Annotated in this window: 16 protein-coding genes; 4 read left to right on the top strand and 12 right to left on the bottom strand. The window is 44.4% G+C overall.

Annotation, left to right across the window (positions count from 1 at the left end; translation table 11 throughout):
- The first annotated feature begins 269 nt into the window (after positions 1–269).
- Positions 270–593 (top strand): hypothetical protein, encoded by a 324-nt coding sequence (locus FZC88_RS21510; protein WP_187443719.1) that lies wholly within the window; start codon positions 270–272, stop codon positions 591–593.
- A 59-nt stretch (positions 594–652) separates the two neighbouring features.
- Here FZC88_RS21510 and FZC88_RS21505 read toward each other — a convergent pair whose 3' ends face one another.
- From FZC88_RS21505 to FZC88_RS21455, 11 genes are all read right to left on the bottom strand, one after another.
- Entirely contained in the window at positions 653–973 is a 321-nt protein-coding gene (locus FZC88_RS21505) for a hypothetical protein (RefSeq protein WP_148996380.1), read from the bottom strand.
- A 174-nt stretch (positions 974–1,147) separates the two neighbouring features.
- Positions 1,148–2,467: a hypothetical protein gene (locus tag FZC88_RS21500; RefSeq protein ID WP_148996379.1), complete on the bottom strand. Its 1,320-nt coding sequence runs from the start codon at positions 2,465–2,467 to the stop codon at positions 1,148–1,150.
- A complete protein-coding gene (locus FZC88_RS21495) occupies positions 2,460–3,026 on the bottom strand; it encodes a sigma-70 family RNA polymerase sigma factor (protein WP_187443718.1) in 567 nt (188 codons plus the stop codon). The genes FZC88_RS21500 and FZC88_RS21495 overlap by 8 nt, the downstream gene beginning before the upstream one ends.
- A 390-nt stretch (positions 3,027–3,416) precedes the next feature.
- Positions 3,417–4,361: a formimidoylglutamase gene (gene hutG, locus FZC88_RS21490; protein ID WP_148996377.1), complete on the bottom strand. Its 945-nt coding sequence runs from the start codon at positions 4,359–4,361 to the stop codon at positions 3,417–3,419.
- Positions 4,339–5,634 carry an imidazolonepropionase gene (gene hutI / locus FZC88_RS21485; RefSeq protein ID WP_148996376.1) on the bottom strand — a complete coding sequence of 432 codons (1,296 nt, stop codon included), beginning with the start codon at positions 5,632–5,634 and terminating at the stop codon, positions 4,339–4,341. Before hutI ends, hutG begins: the two co-directional genes overlap by 23 nt.
- 1 nt (position 5,635) lies before the next feature.
- Entirely contained in the window at positions 5,636–7,306 is a 1,671-nt protein-coding gene (gene hutU, locus FZC88_RS21480) for a urocanate hydratase (RefSeq protein WP_148996375.1), read from the bottom strand.
- Complete coding sequence (gene hutH, locus FZC88_RS21475; RefSeq protein ID WP_148996374.1) at positions 7,299–8,831, bottom strand: histidine ammonia-lyase; 1,533 nt, start codon at positions 8,829–8,831, stop codon at positions 7,299–7,301. The genes hutU and hutH overlap by 8 nt, the downstream gene beginning before the upstream one ends.
- Positions 8,832–9,098: 267 nt before the next feature.
- The gene (gene hutP / locus FZC88_RS21470) at positions 9,099–9,545 is read right to left on the bottom strand and encodes a hut operon transcriptional regulator HutP (protein ID WP_262372014.1); all 447 of its coding nucleotides are present in this window, start codon (positions 9,543–9,545) and stop codon (positions 9,099–9,101) included.
- A 267-nt stretch (positions 9,546–9,812) separates the two neighbouring features.
- The gene (locus FZC88_RS21465) at positions 9,813–10,295 is read right to left on the bottom strand and encodes a hypothetical protein (RefSeq protein WP_148996373.1); all 483 of its coding nucleotides are present in this window, start codon (positions 10,293–10,295) and stop codon (positions 9,813–9,815) included.
- A gap of 90 nt (positions 10,296–10,385) precedes the next feature.
- Positions 10,386–10,979 (bottom strand): transposase, encoded by a 594-nt coding sequence (locus FZC88_RS21460; protein ID WP_262372013.1) that lies wholly within the window; start codon positions 10,977–10,979, stop codon positions 10,386–10,388.
- A gap of 182 nt (positions 10,980–11,161) precedes the next feature.
- Positions 11,162–11,383: a hypothetical protein gene (locus FZC88_RS21455; RefSeq protein WP_187443717.1), complete on the bottom strand. Its 222-nt coding sequence runs from the start codon at positions 11,381–11,383 to the stop codon at positions 11,162–11,164.
- 197 nt (positions 11,384–11,580) lie between these two features.
- On the opposite strand from FZC88_RS21455, the gene FZC88_RS21450 reads away from it, so the two are divergent.
- Complete coding sequence (locus FZC88_RS21450; protein ID WP_148996371.1) at positions 11,581–11,850, top strand: helix-turn-helix domain-containing protein; 270 nt, start codon at positions 11,581–11,583, stop codon at positions 11,848–11,850.
- A 349-nt stretch (positions 11,851–12,199) separates the two neighbouring features.
- On the opposite strand, the gene FZC88_RS21445 is transcribed toward FZC88_RS21450, so the two are convergent.
- Positions 12,200–14,701, bottom strand: coding sequence for a PIG-L family deacetylase (locus tag FZC88_RS21445; protein ID WP_148996370.1), 2,502 nt, complete (start codon positions 14,699–14,701; stop codon positions 12,200–12,202).
- Positions 14,702–15,029: 328 nt separating this feature from the next.
- On the opposite strand from FZC88_RS21445, the gene FZC88_RS21440 reads away from it, so the two are divergent.
- Positions 15,030–16,211, top strand: coding sequence for an ROK family transcriptional regulator (locus FZC88_RS21440; RefSeq protein WP_148996369.1), 1,182 nt, complete (start codon positions 15,030–15,032; stop codon positions 16,209–16,211).
- Positions 16,212–16,229: 18 nt separating this feature from the next.
- On the top strand, positions 16,230–17,318 hold the full coding sequence (locus tag FZC88_RS21435; RefSeq protein ID WP_148996368.1) for an extracellular solute-binding protein: 1,089 nt from the start codon (positions 16,230–16,232) through the stop codon (positions 17,316–17,318).
- Positions 17,319–17,327 lie beyond the last annotated feature (9 nt).

Genomic DNA, 17,327 nt, shown 5'->3' with positions numbered 1-17,327 from the left:
GAATATTATTCTATTCTTATGTGTTGATATCCTTCATTAAAAGAGAACTTTAGAAGGAATGTGATTTTGGAACCATCCTCCTTTCACATGATGATTCACGTCCTAAAATATTCTTCTAAGAATATGCCCGGAGTTATATTAATGGAGATAAAGTGACCATTGGAGGAGATTTCAAAACCAATATCACCTGTATTGCTTTCTGGTGCCAAATACCTTATTCAATTAAATTTGTTAGGATAAAAGTACAATAAAAGAAAGGGGGCTTCATGATGAAAAGCATAAGCATGAAAGTAAATCCTCTATACTCGGATTTGGATATGTCGATCCAGTTCCAATTCGAATTTTCCAAAGGTGATTGTAAGGTCGGGCAAGCCATGGTATCCACGTACGCCATTAACAACCATGTGGAGTATCGTAAAACCCAAAGCGTAACAACTTCTAAAGTTGAGAAGTGTGCCGTCATTGATCAGTTCGAAATCGCAGGTGGCCTTGGGGAATCCTGCATGAACAAGCTCCGCCACTTTCTGAAAGTGATCGGGATGAAAGAAATTCATTCTGGTTATGACATGACGCGGGAAAGAATTAGTAATTGAATGTTGTTTAGATTGAAGAGGCTATCCCATCTGGGCTGCCTCTTTTTGCATCTGACATTCTAAAATTTCCTCATAAATCGTCTCAAAACGATATACCTTCTTTTATTCGAGCGTTTCAACATACCCAATACTGGAAGGGAAACTAATTTCACTCCGTTGATTGTAAGGGCTGCGCAGGCAAATGAATTGATTAAAAAGTATGGTAGATTGAGTATGAATACCACCATTGAGCATAAGCCCCATAACACTGCCTCCACTACTACCCTCTTTTCATAGGTTAATTTCTTTTTAAACAAATATGCCGGGATTACTGCAACGATTATGGATGAAAGGAGCAGGAAGAGCATGGCACATAATAAGCCTATAAGTGCTTCAATCATAATGATTCCTCATTTTCATAAAATCTTACCTATGATTCATTTCACCTTTTCTTAACAAAACTCCTGCCAATCTCATTTTTTCAATGAAGTTTGAACTGCATATATGTTTCACGCGTCGCATACATACGTAAAGAACTTTGGCATATGCCAAAGTTCTTATGTGAGGGACGGACCTTACTCAATGGAGCTTAAATCACCGGTCCAATTGATGTCTGGATAACCCCCTTCATGAGTACTTTTCGAACTGCTCGATCCCGTATCGTAATAACCGTCTATACTATTCTCAATATGAATAACATAGGTATAATCATTCCATATTGTTCCTTCTTCGATTGCTTCGTTCGAAACATCCGTCAATCTCTTCAGGAATTGATTTGCTATAGCTCTCATTTCGTCCTCTGGTGTTTCTTGTGGGACGACGATGTTAAATTCCAACGGGTCCTGTTGAGAGTGAAGGATGACTGCGTGAGATACTGTATTTTGCACGATATAGTCTCTCGCTTCGTTGAACCATTCAGGACGGAATTCCATCAGTTCTTCTTCTCCTAGATACTTTACATCCTTACTCAGGGAGTCGGTACGTCCGTCATTTTTAAAAAGAGCTACTGAGGTAATGATAGATTCACGATCAATGAATTGAATCTCTTCCATCGAATATGGCTTAAGTTTGTTATTACCTTGGAACTCCATTTCCACTATATATTCACCATACAGATAATTCGCTGAATATACACCTTCTAAAGCATTCATGAAATAATACGGTTCACCCAAGGTCGAAATGACCTTATCCAACTTATAAGACGGTCTGATATCGGAACGGACCTGTGCTAGCTTCTTTTCAGCTTGAAAGTGGAGAAGATAGTTCTCAATTTGGTCATAACTTCTGTGACCCTTCATGATGTTGAGATCCTCATACCTGTCCTTGTATGCCTCCTGTATCTCATCCATGGAGTCTCCAATCGTAAAGGAAGTTCCGACGAACGTTCCATTGGCTGCTTTTTCCTTGAAATCATTTGGATTGATCAGGATCATAGAAAAGTCAAAGGCAGGTAGAGGTGGCGCATCCATCGGTTCCGTCTTGTCTTCCTCTTCTTTCTTCTCTTGTGGTGCTTCTGATTCTTGCTTTGGTTCCTCTGTTACTTCATCGATGGGAGTCGCCGATTTTCTGATGGAGGCTTTTTCGTCTATGATCTTTTCATCCCACTCGTCAGTTGGTATGTATGTGAGTTGATCTGTAGGCTCTTCTTCTATTTCTTTTTCATTTTCTTTCACCAAATCTTCCTTGAATAAATAGCTGCTGCCCAGGATAGAAAGGATCAGGATGATGCATAAAGGGACGCCAAGATTGATAAAGATGGACTTAACAGATGACTTCTTTTGTTTTTCACTCCTTATCTTCGTCAGTATGGCCCTTTTTTGACTGACAGGGTCGGTGTTCTTGAATACTTCCCGTTCTATTTCATTCTTCAAATTGTGCAAAGGGTCCTTATTCATTGGGAAACCTCCCTTCCATTGTTTTCTTCAGCTTTTCTCTTCCGCGATCTAACCTTGTCCGGACCGTTGAAGGGTTAATACCCAGCATTTCAGCGATTTCCTGGGTCGATAATTCCTCGTAGTAGTATAATAAAATGATTTCTCTATATTTCAGGGGCAATGAGAAGATATGAAATGCAACAGAGTCATTTTCTTCGTTTTTTATGATTTCTTGTTCCGGGGTAACTGCCGTCTCTTTATTAAGAATGCTATGGAATTTATTCACAATCATATTTTTCCTGAAATAAGCTGAGCGTTTATAATCCTTACACTGGTTAATGGCTATTCTGTAAATCCACGTTTTGTAGGAGGATTTTTGATTGAACTGATGGAGAGCATGAAATGCTTTAATGAATACCTCTTGCGTAATATCCTGAGCAGTTGACCAGTCTTTCACATACAAATACACCAATTTTGTAACCTGTGCTTCATACTCGTCAATCAAATTCTCAATCAGCCTTTCCCCACTTACTTCCATCTGCATCACTCCCCTCTTCTCATGCTGTATAACTTCTCCCATTTTATATCCCCCTTGATTAGGCTGGATGGCTGCTATTTCCGAGTCCTCATTATACCCAGGTCCGTTCCCCATCCGCTATAGTTTAATGAATTTTTTTACATTTTTGTAAGTTATTCTTGAATTAGACGTTTGTCGGGATTTAGGTGTCTCATTTTTTGAGATTATTTAACAAAAAAACGAATCTTGTTATTAACTGACTTAACAATTGATTAAAAATGTTGTATCTTCTCGGATTCTAAATAGGAAAGAGAGTGATTGACAATAGAAGTTACTGAAACAAAAGATAAAGGACAATTCAACATAACAGATGAGATGGAGGGGAGACGATCAGGGCAACACCGTCAAAGGTCCGTCCCTCACCACTTTAAAGCGGTGAGGGACGGACCTTTGTTATAGAAGTGAATTAATGATAAGAAGGCTTGCGACTCTACTCGTCATGTCTCGGGTGTCGAGAGTCGGGTCAATTTCTACGATGTCCATGGTGTGGACTTTAGGATGCTGCAGGGCGGTTTCGATCGCTTGTGTCAGCGTATCAGGATGCATGCCTCCTGGACCGATTGCCGGGCAGCCTGGAGCGTAAGCCTGATCGAGGACGTCCATGTCTACTGAGAGGTAGATGGTGTCGACTTTGTCTTGAAGTTGGTTTAGAGCATTATTGATTAGCTCTGTCATGGGTTGTTGTCTGACGTCCTTCATGGTATAAACTGTAACACCTTGCTCGATGGCATAGTCATAATAGGCTTTTGCGTTGGCGTAGTTACGAATGCCAATTTGGATGAGGTGCTCACCTTTGATGTGCCCCTCTTCTATTAACCTTCTAAAAGGTGTTCCGTTCGTTGGTCCCCCGTCTTCCGTGTTACGGAGGTCATGGTGAGCATCAAACTGAATGATCCCGACTGTCCCTTTCGTTTCCTTGATAGCTTTCACCGTTGATGTGGTGATGGAATGGTCGCCTCCAAGGATTATGGTGAAGGGTGCTGCGTTTGTGTTGGTTGCATCTTTGACTGATTCATAGATTCGTTGATGGCAGTCTTCTATTGATGTCGGGTGCATGGTGATGTCGCCGAAGTCGATGATGGTTTTCTTGTCTTTGGCGAGGTCCGTCCCTCTTTCGATGTTGTAGGTCGTAAACGAGTTCAGGCATCGTCTGATCGCATCGGGTGCAAAGCTTGCCCCTGAGTGTGAAATGGAAGGTTTGGAAAGGGGAGCGCCAATGATGGCGATGTCCCCTTTTATTCCTTCTACCCATGGTGTCAGAAGTTCTGCTGCTTTGGTTGTGTAGCGGTCTTTGAATTGAGCTTTACCCGCCTGCTTAATGTGTTGAAATGTGCTCATGAAGCTTCTCCTTGCGGTAGATGATCCGACCGTTTTTCATGACGGTGTGGGTGTGGTTCACCCCGTAGTGATACGGTACGTAATGATAGTTAGGTACATCCCATAGGACGATGTCGGCTTTTCTGCCCGGGATTAGTTTTCCTGCTGAATCCCCTCTGTTGATGGCATGTGCTGCGTTGATTGTTACAGCGTTCCAGATTTCTTCCGGCGTCATTTTCAGCTGCAGGGATGCTAGATTCATAATGAACTGCAGATTCTCTGTTGGTGAGCTGCCCGGGTTGAAGTCTGTTGACAGGGCGACTGCCGCTCCCGCTTCCATCATGCCTCTTGCGTTGGCGAACTTGCCTTTGTTCAGATAGAAGGACGTGCCTGGCAGGAGGACCGCAATGGTGTCCGTCTCGCCCAGTGCCTGGATACCTTTTTCGGATGCGCCAACTAAGTGGTCTCCGCTTGTTGCCCCAATTTCCGTTGCCATTTCTGTTCCGCCGAGTGGATCGATTTCGTCGGCGTGAATTTTAACGGAGAAGCCTTTTTCTTTGGCTTTTGTTAGGAACTCGCGGGACTGTTCTACTGTGAATACCCCTGTTTCACAGAAGATATCAACGAATTCAGCCAGCTGTCCTTTTTCGATATCGTTCAACAGCTCGAGCATTTCCGTTAAAAATTCATCGGAGCGACCTTTGAATTCCGGTGGGATCGCGTGTGCTCCAAGGAATGTGGAAACGATGTCTGCCGGGTGCGATTCGTTCAGTTGTTTGGCAACTCGCAGCTGTTTTAGTTCAGTTGGGCGGTCAAGGCCGTAGCCGCTTTTCGCTTCGACAGTTGTGACTCCGTATGAAATCATTCTGTTTAAGTGGAAACGCGCTTTAGTGAGCAGCTCTTCTTCTGATGCTTCGCGGGTGGCACCTACTGTAGATAGGATACCTCCCCCGCGTTTCAGGATCTCTAAGTATGGAACTCCCTGCTGTTTGAGGGCCATTTCGTGTTCACGTGAGCCGCCAAAGACTAAATGTGTATGCGGATCTACTAGACCTGGTGTGACCAGCTTTCCTTCTGCGTCGATTCGTTCCGTTGCTTTGAGGGATTGTGCTTCTTCATGTGTTCCGATCCATGCGACAAGTCCGTCCCTGATGGCAAGGGCTGCATGTTCTGAAACCTCGAGTTTACTCATATCCTCCCCTTTAAGAGGTCCGTCCCCATGATCCCCATGATCCATCGTCAGGAGCTGTCCGATATTGTCGATGATGGTGTCGAAGTGTTTTTCTGCGGTCATATTATTCTCCTCCTTTGTTCATCGGGATGTGGATGTTGTGTTTTTCGGCTGTTTTTTCTGCTATGTCGTAGCCTGCGTCGACGTGGCGGATGACACCCATTCCCGGGTCTGTTGTGAGCACGCGTTCTAATCTTTCCTGTGCAAGGTCCGTCCCGTCTGCCACAACCACCATACCAGCGTGCAGTGAGTAACCCATGCCTACTCCGCCGCCGTGGTGGAAGGAGATCCATGAGCCGCCTGCCGCTGTGTTGATGAGGGCGTTCAGAATTGCCCAGTCTCCTACTGCGTCACTGCCGTCTTTCATGCTTTCGGTTTCACGGTTCGGTGAAGCAACGGATCCGCAATCCAGGTGGTCACGACCGATGACGATTGGCGCTTTCAGTTCTCCGTTTCGAACAAGCTCATTGATGGCAAGACCCATTTTCACTCGCTCACCGTATCCAAGCCAGCAAATTCGGGAAGGCAGTCCCTGGAATGCCACTTGCTCCTGTGCCATATCGATCCAGCGATTGAGGGCTTCGTTTTCTGGGAAAAGCTCTTTGATCAGGCGATCTGTTCTATAGATATCCTCTGGATCACCTGACAGCGCCGCCCAGCGGAAAGGTCCTTTTCCTTCACAGAATAATGGACGGATGTAGGCTGGGACGAAGCCAGGGAAATCAAAGGCATTGTCGACTCCCTCATCCTTCGCTACCTGACGGATGTTGTTGCCGTAGTCGAATACGATCGATCCTCTATTCTGGAATTCAAGCATCGCTTCCACGTGTTTGGCCATGCTTTTTTGTGAAAGCGTTGTGTAGGCTTTCGGGTCTTGTTTGCGGAGCTCTGCTGCTTCTGTAAGCGAATATCCCTCTGGTACATAGCCGTTTAAAGGGTCGTGGGCTGATGTTTGGTCAGTCACGATATCGATCTGAACGTTTCTTTTTAAAAGTTCATGATGAACCTCTGCCGCGTTTCCAAGTAATGCGATGGATAGTGGTTTACCTTGGTCCCGTGCTTCATAGGCCATCATTAACGCTTCATCGATGGAATCTGTCTTCACATCACAGTATTTCGTGTCGAGACGTTTTTGGACGCGTTCTGCATCAACGTCGACTGCAATCACGACTCCACCGTTCATGGTGACAGCGAGAGGCTGTGCTCCACCCATTCCGCCTAAGCCGGCTGTGAGGGTGATCGTCCCTTTAAGTGAGTTGTTAAAATGTTTCTTCGCTAGTGCTGCGAACGTTTCATATGTCCCTTGCAGGATTCCTTGCGTCCCGATATAGATCCAGCTTCCCGCCGTCATTTGGCCGTACATCATGAGTCCTTTTTGATCGAGTTCGTGGAAGTGCTCCCAGTTTGCCCATTTTGGTACAAGGACCGAGTTAGAAAGTAAAACTCTCGGAGCCGCTTTATGGGTTTTGAACACACCAACCGGTTTCCCGGATTGAACAAGCATGGTTTCATCGTTTTCCAAGTTTCTGAGCGTGTGAACAATGGCGTCGAAGGACTCCCAGTTACGGGCCGCTTTCCCGATACCACCATATACAACAAGGTCTTCCGGAATTTCAGCTACCTCAGGATCAAGATTGTTATAGAGCATGCGAAGAACTGCTTCCTGCTCCCATCCTTTACATTCAAGGTCCGTCCCTGTTTTGATTTGTACGATTCGTTTGTTTGCCTTAACCATTTGTCGTTTCCTCCTTTGTTTTGTTAGGTTTGATGAGTGTGCTTAACGAGATCTGTTGCAGCCACTGGTTGGCTTTTTCTATATCTTTCGAGAAGATCCGGTCCTTTGTAATGGAAGGGATGACCTTTCTCGCTGCTTCGTAAAATTGTCGTGTCCTGCTTGCCATGAGGTCCGTCCCTCGATGTTCTGCTGCCTGCAGATTGCAGATAAGTTCGACGGCGAGGACTCTTCTTGAGTTCTGCAGGATTTGGTAGGCGTGTCTCGATCCGATGGTTCCCATGCTGACGTGATCTTCCTGGTTGGCTGATGACGGGATGGAATCGACGCTCGCTGGATGGGCGAGTGTTTTGTTTTCGGATACGAGTGATGCTGCACAGTATTGCATGATCATGGCACCGGATTGAAGTCCTGGTTGTGGACTCAGGAACGGTGGCAGATCATTGAGCTGCGGATTCACGAGTCGTTCGATCCGTCTTTCTGAAATGTTGGCAAGCTCAGCAATGGCAATTTTCATGAAATCCATGGCGAATGCGATTGGCTGGCCATGGAAGTTCCCGCCTGAAATGACCTTTTCTCCGTCATCAAAAATGAGTGGATTATCGGTTGCGGCGTTCATTTCGATTTCCAGCTTTTCTTTTACATAGTCAAGCGCCTGCCAAGATGCTCCGTGTACTTGCGGGATGCATCGTAACGAATATGCGTCCTGGACTCTGAGTTCTCCTTGCTTCGTTGTCAGTTTACTGTCTACCAGGTAATCCCGGATTCTTTTGGCCGTTGCGACCTGCTGAGGATAACCCCTTACTAAATGAATATCTTCGTCGAAGGCATCCATGATTCCTCTAAGTCCCTCCAAGGTCAGACTTGCGATCATCTCACTTTGGAAAGCAAGTTCCTCCGCTTCCAGGTATCCGATTACTCCCATTGCAGTCATCGCTTGTGTTCCGTTGATGAGTGCCAATCCTTCTTTCGCCTGAAGCTGGATTGGGAAGATATTTTCTTTCGATAGGACAGGAAGGGTTTGATGTACCTCTCCTTGATAGTGAACTTCTCCTTCTCCCATCAATGCTAGGGCAAGGTGTGAAAGTGGCGCTAAGTCTCCGCTTGCTCCAAGTGATCCCTGCTGCGGGACCACAGGATGGATTCCTTTATTCAAGAACTCCGCTAGCCTTTCGACGATCACTGGCCTAACACCAGAATAGCCTTTTAAAAGAGCGTTGCATCTCAGTAGAAGCATGGCACGTGAAACGTTTTCAGGAAATTGATCACCCACTCCACAAGCATGAGAGTGAATCAGGTTCAGCTGAAGCTCCTCCACATCATCCGCATCAATCAACACATCACTAAACTTCCCAAAGCCCGTGTTGATCCCATACACCACACGCTTCTCCTTCACAATCCGCTCAACCGCCTCACGACTCTTCCGCACCCGCTCCATACTAACCGGCGAAAGCTCCACCTGCTCCTTCCCATAAATAACCCTCTTCGCCTCATCCAGCGTCAAACTACAACCCGTCAACTCAACCATTACAATCACCTCTTCATATTTTTAGGGACGGACCTCCATAAGTCGCCTCTGCACAACCTCAATCTGGCCAAACCCCTCTGAATCGCTATGTTTGTTGTTTCATTCTTTAACGCTTTAAACCACTCTGGGACGGACCTCCAAATCTGCACAGTCCACTCCCGAAAATCTTGACCCCAAAAACTCCACACAAAAAGAGGCTCGACCAAAGACAGACTTCTGCCGTTGGTCGAGCCTCCTTTCAACTAATATCTCTAGGCTCTAGATTATTTAAATATGATTAATTCCAAGTCCGATTGTCTCGTGCTCCAACCCCTTAATTGGCGCACCAATCGTTCCATATAACGCTACTGCGATCCATTCGCCTTCATCTTCACTTGCATATGGAGTCCCCCGTACAACAGAGAAGCGCAATCCCACTGTGCGCAGAACCTCACCTAATTGCGTATGGCCGCGGGTCACACCCGTCAATGCCTCCATGATGGCGTGATATAAGGCATGCATTTCACGGTACAAATCTTCCCGGACAAGATCACTTCGCTTCGCTGCCGTTTCAATCGCAGCCACGATTTTTTGACTATCCATGGAACCGATTTTCCCAGTGCAGTAACTCCAATTCAGTTCATTGAAATGACGATTCCATTCTTCTTCCTCTTTATCTACGAGGAGAAGAAGCATGGCATTCTTTCCGATACGAGTATGATCTGTCTTATCCAAGTGGCATTCGCACCTTACGTGAAAATTCTAAAAATACTAATAACTACTTATATTGTATGGTCTGTTTCATAAGAGGTCAACGAAAAAAGTGGTGATTTTAGAAACTTAGAGAGGTAGTTTGGTAGCGTGGTAAAGGGTTTTGGAGAGCTTCTCTGGCAGAGGCGTAGGGGGTGTTCACTAGTTCAAACGGTTGGAGGTCCGTCCCTCATAAACAATAAGAACTAGAAAAGACGTACCTATTCAATTTAGGTTCGCCTCATTCCTCCTTTACTCTTCTTGTTTTTTGCCTTTTCCTTTGAACACTTGCGGGTTGTTCATGAGATAGGTGACGGTTCCATCATCAGACTTCAGGCTCAGGTAGGACAGAATATCCTGTTTGTCTTCATTGGCAAGACGGTCATCCATAGGGTATAAAGATCGTATATTCAGTTGCTCCACTCCCTCCCGCTTTTCCAGAACAACCTTACATTCCTTTGGTGTGTTGTCACCTATTCGGACAAACTTAAATGGGATGGAATGATTACGATCGATTGGAACGGCAAACAAGGTGGTAAACCCAACTGTTTCAAGTATCTTATCAGAATACATGATGCTTTCCAGTGCATGGGAAAATCCGGGTGGCTGATTCACAACGACTAACTTATTGTAATAATGCTGACCTTGAAAGACGACTAAATGTTTTTTCGATTTCTTGATACTCCTCTTTGAAACATGAAAATCCTCAAACACCAATATAAAGTCTTTTTTCATACTTCCTCCTCCTCGGTATAGGAATTTGGTCCTACTAACATGAATTTCGACATAAACATCTAATTCCCTTTAAACTTTTACAAAAATATTTTATTTTTTTACAACTTTAGTTGTATTTTCGTCAAATTCCTTGTTTGGGTCTTCCTTCTCTTCGTCTTTGTCTACATATTCTTTATAAAGCTTCACTTCTGAATCTGGAAAATAGGCCAGGGTCCTCTCCTTTGAGAGAAGCGGATTGTCGATGGAATGAACATATGAGGGGTAGCTGCTCCAGGGATAATATTCGGGGACGACAGTGAGTTTGGCTTTGACAGGATTTTGGTGAATATATCTGCTGACCTTAATGAAATGGGCAGGTGTATCAATCTTGGTTGAGCCATATCTTCCTTGAAAAACATGTCCGACATAATCATATTTTTTATTGAAATAAATCGCATAACGGGTATGAAGGATTCTGAAGATCTGCTCGAGTGGAATGTCATGGGTTTCGATTAGAAGATGAATGTGGTTGGACATCAAACAGTAAGCGTGGATAGTAAAGGGATACTTGTCTTTCGTTTCCTGCAGGTAGGATAAATACTTCTTTCGGTCTTCAATATCATGAAACAAATCTTGCTTCCGATTCCCTCTCGCCGTCACATGATAAGTGGCTCTCGGACACCAATCCCGAGGCGTTCGTACCATAACATCACTCCTTCTCTTGGTTTAAACTAAATTTCGTACAATTACCTATTCGACACAACTCCGAAAAATCCTCTTTTTTTGAGGGACGGACCTCTGGTAATTCACAAAAGAAGTTAAATTAAGCTTCTTGGCTTCAAGTTATACTTTGGAGGTCCGTCCCTCATCTTTTTAGTGAACCACCTTTATTCTTCTATTCTATCTATTAATAAGTAATCTTTTCTGTTCGTTCCCTCGCTGGTAAAGCTGTTTTGAGAATAGTAGATCACAAGATGTTTGCCGTTATTTTTAGTACTGAATACCAGATTTGACTCTGACCTCAAAGGTATCCATTTGACCTTTCCCTCTAAACCGGGTTTCGTGTTTCCTATAACTCTAATCTTTTTCCCTTTGTTCTGATCTCCCATTCTATCTTCCACCTTTACCCCCAATTCGACAAAATTACAATTATATTTACATTTTAATACGTTTTCATGTAATTTTGTATACCTTTTCCAAAATATCTGTATTTGTAATCAATAATCATGTTTCATATTGTGTAATTTCACGTTGATGTCTATTAAAACCTTTACCTTGAAGAAAAAAGGGATAGTCGGTGAATAGAATGGACTTACATATAGAGTTGAAGCGTTATCGGAATGGCGTATTGGAGCTTACTCAGAGAGAAGCAGCCATTCGTTTAAATATCAATCAGAGTACGTTATCAAACTATGAAAATGGCACAAGAGACATCCCGTATAAAATGCTCCTTACCTTTAAGGAAGTCTATAAAATCCCTACTCATGAAATGAATCGAATTATGTACGGCGAGGAAAGTGAAGGGATTGGGAATAGTCACAATCCCATGATTCTAAGAGAAAACTTCGAAGACTAAGAAAATAGGGCAATCCTGAAGATCCTTCAGGATTAGATTACCCCAAATTCAAACGTACCCTATCCTCCCTCACCTACTTCACAGAAAAACGCAAAGAAAAATTCATCACACATGTCAATCACCTTTACCAGACGATGAAGGATTGGTATTAGAGGGACGGACCTCTATTAACCTCAAATGGATTGATAACCCTTTTGGTATCGGGGATTTCTAAAGAAAAACCACCTTACTTTAGGTCCGTCCCTACCAGCACTCTCCTTGCACACTCCCTGCACATCAAATCACGTTAACGCTGAGTGGACAACGTTTCTCCACCACGCTACGAAAAGAACAAAGGTCCGTCCCTCTCTTAGTTTTGTCCGTAGCTCAGGAGGTTGGTGAAGATTCGGTAGCCTCCGGGGATTCCGCCTTGGATTTGGCGGTAGAATACGAGATTGGTGTATAGGTAGGTTCCTTGTCCGTATTCGGTCATGAGGATTCCTCCGTCGAATGGTTCTTCATTGGGGTCTGCCATACTGACAAATGTCTCGTAGCGGTCATCCCATTCCATTGGGTAGTATAAGCCTCTTTCTTGTACCCAGTTATCCCAATCCGATCCGGTAATCGCATTGGGGTAGTTAAATAATGGTGATTCAGGCTGCAATACCGTCACGTCCGCATTTTCATCGGTCACTCTCCAGCGGATCGACGGGCTACCAATGGTTAGTGGGTATGGTGCTGTCGTATCTTTATCCCATCCGTCGTTCGGTTTATGATACTGAACAACCAGATGTCCGCCGTTTTCCACATATTCTTTCAGACGCGGATTATTCGCCACCAGGTCTTCCCTCGATAAATAAGCACGGATCCCTGTCACGATTGTATCGTATTGACTAAGATCTCCCGACGCTAAATCTTCGTCTGTCAGTGATGTGATGTCCATCCCGACATTGCGAAGATAGTCTGCCACTTTATCAAAGCCGCTTTCGATGTAGCCTACTTTCAGATTTTCAGGAGTCAGCAATTCAAACGCCACTCCATTCACTTTTGAATCATACAAGTAATAAAATGTCCCGATGTGGTCATAGCTTATTTCCTGGACCGTTGAAGAGAAGGTTTGACCGCCCACGACGGCTTGTGCATCCACCTCGAAATTCCCTTCACCGATATCTTCCGGAGGACTGAGTGTAAAGGATACCTCTTTCTCCTCAAGTGACTCAGTAAATTGAACCGTCACCTCTTGAGGAGATACCTCCCAGCCCTCAGGAGCCGTTAACGATACCTGTGAAGAAGTGGCTCCATTGCGATAGTTCTTCACCTTCGCGACTACAGGAATTTCCTCCTGAACTTCAGCCCTGTTGACCACGATATCTTCCGGGTTAAGGGTTATGCCTACGTCAGGCAAGACGGCGATGGTTCCTTCTAGATCTTGAACGTGAGTCGTTTTTGCACCAGCTGCCTCAAAGCTTACCTTAGCCTGGATTACCGGCTCATCGTAAGCATGATAATACTCGGCATCACCCGGAACTTCAACGTCAAATACCACTTCACGTTCCTCACCAGGCTTGAGGTCAACCGCTTTTCCACCGCTCTCGACAACCCAATCCTCCGGTGTAACGAGCTCGACTTCCGCCTTTTTCAGCTTCTCATCTCCCTGATTGGCTAATTGAACTTTCACCTGCACTTCTTGCCCCTTTGTCAGAACGGTCGTTTCTGCAGAGGCATCGACACTTAATTCCGAAGCGACAAAGCTCACCGCATTCAGCTGCTCTTTCTTCAAAGAAATTTTATGAAGCAGGTCTTTCTTCATTTGTTCCTCAAGCTTTGATTTCTCGGTTTTCTTCTGGAGTCTTTCTGCTTCTTTCAATGCTTTCTGTGTTTTCTTGAACGCTTCGCCCCGGTCAGGATAGCTTGAAATGATCCCTTCCAGGCTCTTTTGAAACTTAGTGAAGTGAACCTTGAGGGATTTCTCCCCCTTAGGCATTTTTTCTGCCCACTCTTTAAAATCATATGGAATTCCTTCGAACAATTCATCAGTGCCTGTAGTTTCTACAGAACTCTTCTCTAATTCCAAATGAGTCTGTCTCGGGGACACACCGATGTCATTCCCCATCCCCTGACTCTTATGCATATAGCGGGATTCTTCCCCTATTTGCGGATAAGACATCTCATAAATGGGATCGTAATCCCCAATTTCCAGGGATGTAGTGGCTGTTTCTTCTGATTCTGCAGGTAAATAGAACTTTTTCACCTGCCAAACCGACAAGCCTTCTTCCAGCTGTTCCGGGAATACGTCTGGATTGGCAGCGTCCTCGAACGCGCGTTCACTAAGTATGGTGATGGATCGATGATGTCCATGTTGGGAGTCGGAGTCTCTGAAGGAAGGCATTAAAATATCTGGCTGGTAGGTCCGGATGAAGCGGATGAGTCTTTCGTAAGTTAGTTCTTCTCCCCATTTCTCCAACGTTTCATCAGGGGTTTTGGAAAATCCAAAGTCGTAAATCGGATCTGAGGTGGTTTCGCTGAGGTGGTAGGACTTTACGCCAGTAATCTTGGCGGCTTCGATCATTTCCCTGGAGCGGATGATGCCAAGTCCATTCCCGAGCTCCTGCCCTATTTCATTCTGGCCGCCCTCTCCTCTATTCGCAATCAAGCTTGAGGTTTTCACTCCAAGACCTCTGGATAGGTAGGCCAGGAAATCACTTCGTTCGTCATCAGGATGTGCCCCTGTGTTCAAGAACGTAACGGTCGTATCCAAAGGTTTGACGACATTCCATAACTCAACATCATGCTCTTCTGAATGAACGACACCACTAAAAGGTAAAAAAGAAAGCACCAACAATAGCGAAAGCAAATAACTCATGAACTTCATCGTGTAACCCCTTTCATTTTCAGGAATTTAGTAAAACGTTGAACCTTTATCTCACACTCCCTTCGTCATAGGTCTTTAGTATGTTAGTTAAATTGCCTAACTAACTAAACCCAGCAACCTCTCCTAATTAGTATCACACAAGGATAATAATGTAAATAAATATTTTACAGAAAATTCAAACTGTTGTCATATTAATATTTTAAATTATCATAAAATTAAAATAACTATTGTAACTTATTCCATAATAAGGTATATTTCTTGTTAATTAGTAAACTTTACTAACCAAAATAAAGAAGGCCGTGATGCAATGAGTTTAAGAGGGGCACCTATGCAGATAAAATCGTTGAATAAAAAAAGAGTACTTCAGTGCATTCAAGAAAACTCCCCTATTTCCAGGGCGGAAATTGCTGCACAAATGAACTTGAGTAAGCCGACCATCTCATTGATTGTAGATGAATTGATAAAAGAAAAATGGATCTATGAAAAAGGAATCGGTCCCTCTTCTTCCCAAGGAGGAAGGAAGCCGATTCAGTTATTCTTCAATGAAAAAGCCGCCTATGTGATCGGAACAGATATTGGCGGAACAAAAGTGAAAACGATTGTTTCCGATTTAAGTGGAAATATCATTCATTCAAAGAGTTTTTCTACATCACATTATTTGCAGACAGGCCTTTTGGAGCAGATTGCAAAAGATGTCTTCCGCATGCTTGATCATCTCCAAATCCAAACCAGTGACGTTTTAGGAATGGGCATGGGCGTACCTGGAATCACACAAAACGGGATAGTACTTGAGGCCCCGAGCCTCAATTGGATCCGGTACCCGATTCTTTCAGAAGCTGAAAAACACTTCCCCTTCCCCATCCACGTGGACAACGATGTGAATGTTGCCGCACTTGGGGAGCAGTGGGTCGGAAGCGCAAAAAACAATCGCCATGTTCTATTCATGGCCGTGGGGACTGGTATCGGAAGCGGCATCATCATCAATAACCAGCTTTACAGGGGACACTCCAACGCCGCAGGGGAGATCGGTTATATGGTGACGGATAAAGATGACATCCAGAATGACTTTAAACCCATGTTTCATCGGTATGGTTATCTGGAAAGTGTAGCCGGCGGCAAGTCCATTGGACATAAACTTACAACCAGGGTATTGGAAAATCCTGATCATCCGGCTTATGAAGAAGCCAAAACCTCTGAGTTATCCGGGGAAACGGCGTTTAATCTCGCAAAGTCCGGAGACCCGACAGCCCTTTCCGTCGTGAATGAGGCGATCAATCATCTGGGTTACGGGATCATCAACGCAGCGAGCCTGTTAAATCCAGAGGTCATCATTTTAGGAGGTGGTGTGTTAAAGTCATCCGATTTTATTCTTCCAAGATTACGGAAAATGGTTGATCAGTATCTTCCAAGTTCAGTAGAATTGAAGATTTCACAATTAGGGGGAAATGTTGGCGTTTTAGGTGCAGTTTCACTGTTTTTACGCGAGCACGAGGGTATTATTAATTTTTGATAATAAGGGGGATTTTTCATGAAATTGAACAAGAAATTATCGGTGATGACAACGCTGTCTCTATCTGCTGCTTTATTGCTTTCAGCTTGTGGCGGATCAGAACAAGGGTCCAGTTCAGGAAGCTCTGATGAAAAAGAAAACAAGCTTGAAGAAAAGATTGTTGTGTACTCTCCTCATGGAAAAGACATCCTGTCTAAATTCGAACAGCAATTCGAGGCAAAATACAATGTCGACGTTGAATGGCTCGATATGGGGTCACAGGAAATCCTGGACAGGATCCGTTCCGAAAAGAATAACCCGCAGGCAGATGTCTGGTGGGGGGCCCCTTCCACTAACTTCGATCAGGCAAAAGACGAAGGATTATTGAAACCTTACGAACCGTCCTATGCGTCAAGCTTAGACGAAGGCTTCCACGATCCGGAATGGAACTGGTCCGGTACGAGCCAGACTCCGGAAGTAATCATGTATAACAGCAAAGAAATCTCTAAAGAAGAAGCACCGAAAGACTGGGATGAATTATTGGATCCGAAGTGGAAAGACGAAATCATCATTCGATATCCTCTTGCTTCCGGAACAATGAGAACGATTTTCTCAGCGATGATTTATCGCGATTATAAAGATTCAAACGATCCGGCTAAAGGATATGAGTGGCTCGAGAAATTAGACGCGAACACAAAGGAATATTCAGCAAACCCTGAAATGATGTACAACAAGGTCGCTAAAGGCGAAGGTGCCCTTTCTGTCTGGGCGATGCCGGATGTCGTCATGTTAAAAGAAAACAAGAACTATCCCTTCGAATTCATCATCCCTGAAAGCGGGACACCTGTTTTAACAGAGGGGATCGCACTTGTTGAAGGCGCACCTCATCCAAAGGCTGCAGAAGCATTTTACGAGTTTGTCAATACACCGGAAGCCGCTAAGATCCTGGCAGAAGAATTCTATCGCATCCCGACGAGGGACGATGTCGAGGGACTTCCTGAGTGGATCACGGAAACTGAAATCAAGAGTATGGACATCGACTGGAAGGTATTCCAGGAAAAAAGCGATGAGTGGATGAAGCATTGGGACGAAAACATCAAAAACGGAGAGAAAGAAATCAAAGAATAGGAAGTGTAA

This window comes from Rossellomorea aquimaris (genome assembly GCF_008180865.1).
Taxonomy (GTDB): Bacteria; Bacillota; Bacilli; order Bacillales; family Bacillaceae_B; genus Rossellomorea; species Rossellomorea yichunensis.
This window is presented reverse-complemented; position numbering and strand designations above follow the sequence as displayed.

What these genes read in the sequence shown, in the direction of transcription:
- FZC88_RS21510 (WP_187443719.1), top strand. Translation starts at nt 270, where the DNA reads ATGAAAAGCATAAGCATGAAAGTAAATCCTCTATACTCGGATTTGGAT.
- FZC88_RS21505 (WP_148996380.1), bottom strand. Translation starts at nt 973, where the DNA reads ATGATTGAAGCACTTATAGGCTTATTATGTGCCATGCTCTTCCTGCTC.
- FZC88_RS21500 (WP_148996379.1), bottom strand. Translation starts at nt 2,467, where the DNA reads ATGAATAAGGACCCTTTGCACAATTTGAAGAATGAAATAGAACGGGAA.
- FZC88_RS21495 (WP_187443718.1), bottom strand. Translation starts at nt 3,026, where the DNA reads ATGGGAGAAGTTATACAGCATGAGAAGAGGGGAGTGATGCAGATGGAA.
- hutG (WP_148996377.1), bottom strand. Translation starts at nt 4,361, where the DNA reads ATGAGCACATTTCAACACATTAAGCAGGCGGGTAAAGCTCAATTCAAA.
- hutI (WP_148996376.1), bottom strand. Translation starts at nt 5,634, where the DNA reads ATGACCGCAGAAAAACACTTCGACACCATCATCGACAATATCGGACAG.
- hutU (WP_148996375.1), bottom strand. Translation starts at nt 7,306, where the DNA reads ATGGTTAAGGCAAACAAACGAATCGTACAAATCAAAACAGGGACGGAC.
- hutH (WP_148996374.1), bottom strand. Translation starts at nt 8,831, where the DNA reads ATGGTTGAGTTGACGGGTTGTAGTTTGACGCTGGATGAGGCGAAGAGG.
- FZC88_RS21465 (WP_148996373.1), bottom strand. Translation starts at nt 10,295, where the DNA reads ATGAAAAAAGACTTTATATTGGTGTTTGAGGATTTTCATGTTTCAAAG.
- FZC88_RS21460 (WP_262372013.1), bottom strand. Translation starts at nt 10,979, where the DNA reads ATGGTACGAACGCCTCGGGATTGGTGTCCGAGAGCCACTTATCATGTG.
- FZC88_RS21455 (WP_187443717.1), bottom strand. Translation starts at nt 11,383, where the DNA reads ATGGGAGATCAGAACAAAGGGAAAAAGATTAGAGTTATAGGAAACACG.
- FZC88_RS21450 (WP_148996371.1), top strand. Translation starts at nt 11,581, where the DNA reads ATGGACTTACATATAGAGTTGAAGCGTTATCGGAATGGCGTATTGGAG.
- FZC88_RS21445 (WP_148996370.1), bottom strand. Translation starts at nt 14,701, where the DNA reads ATGAAGTTCATGAGTTATTTGCTTTCGCTATTGTTGGTGCTTTCTTTT.
- FZC88_RS21440 (WP_148996369.1), top strand. Translation starts at nt 15,030, where the DNA reads ATGCAGATAAAATCGTTGAATAAAAAAAGAGTACTTCAGTGCATTCAA.
- FZC88_RS21435 (WP_148996368.1), top strand. Translation starts at nt 16,230, where the DNA reads ATGAAATTGAACAAGAAATTATCGGTGATGACAACGCTGTCTCTATCT.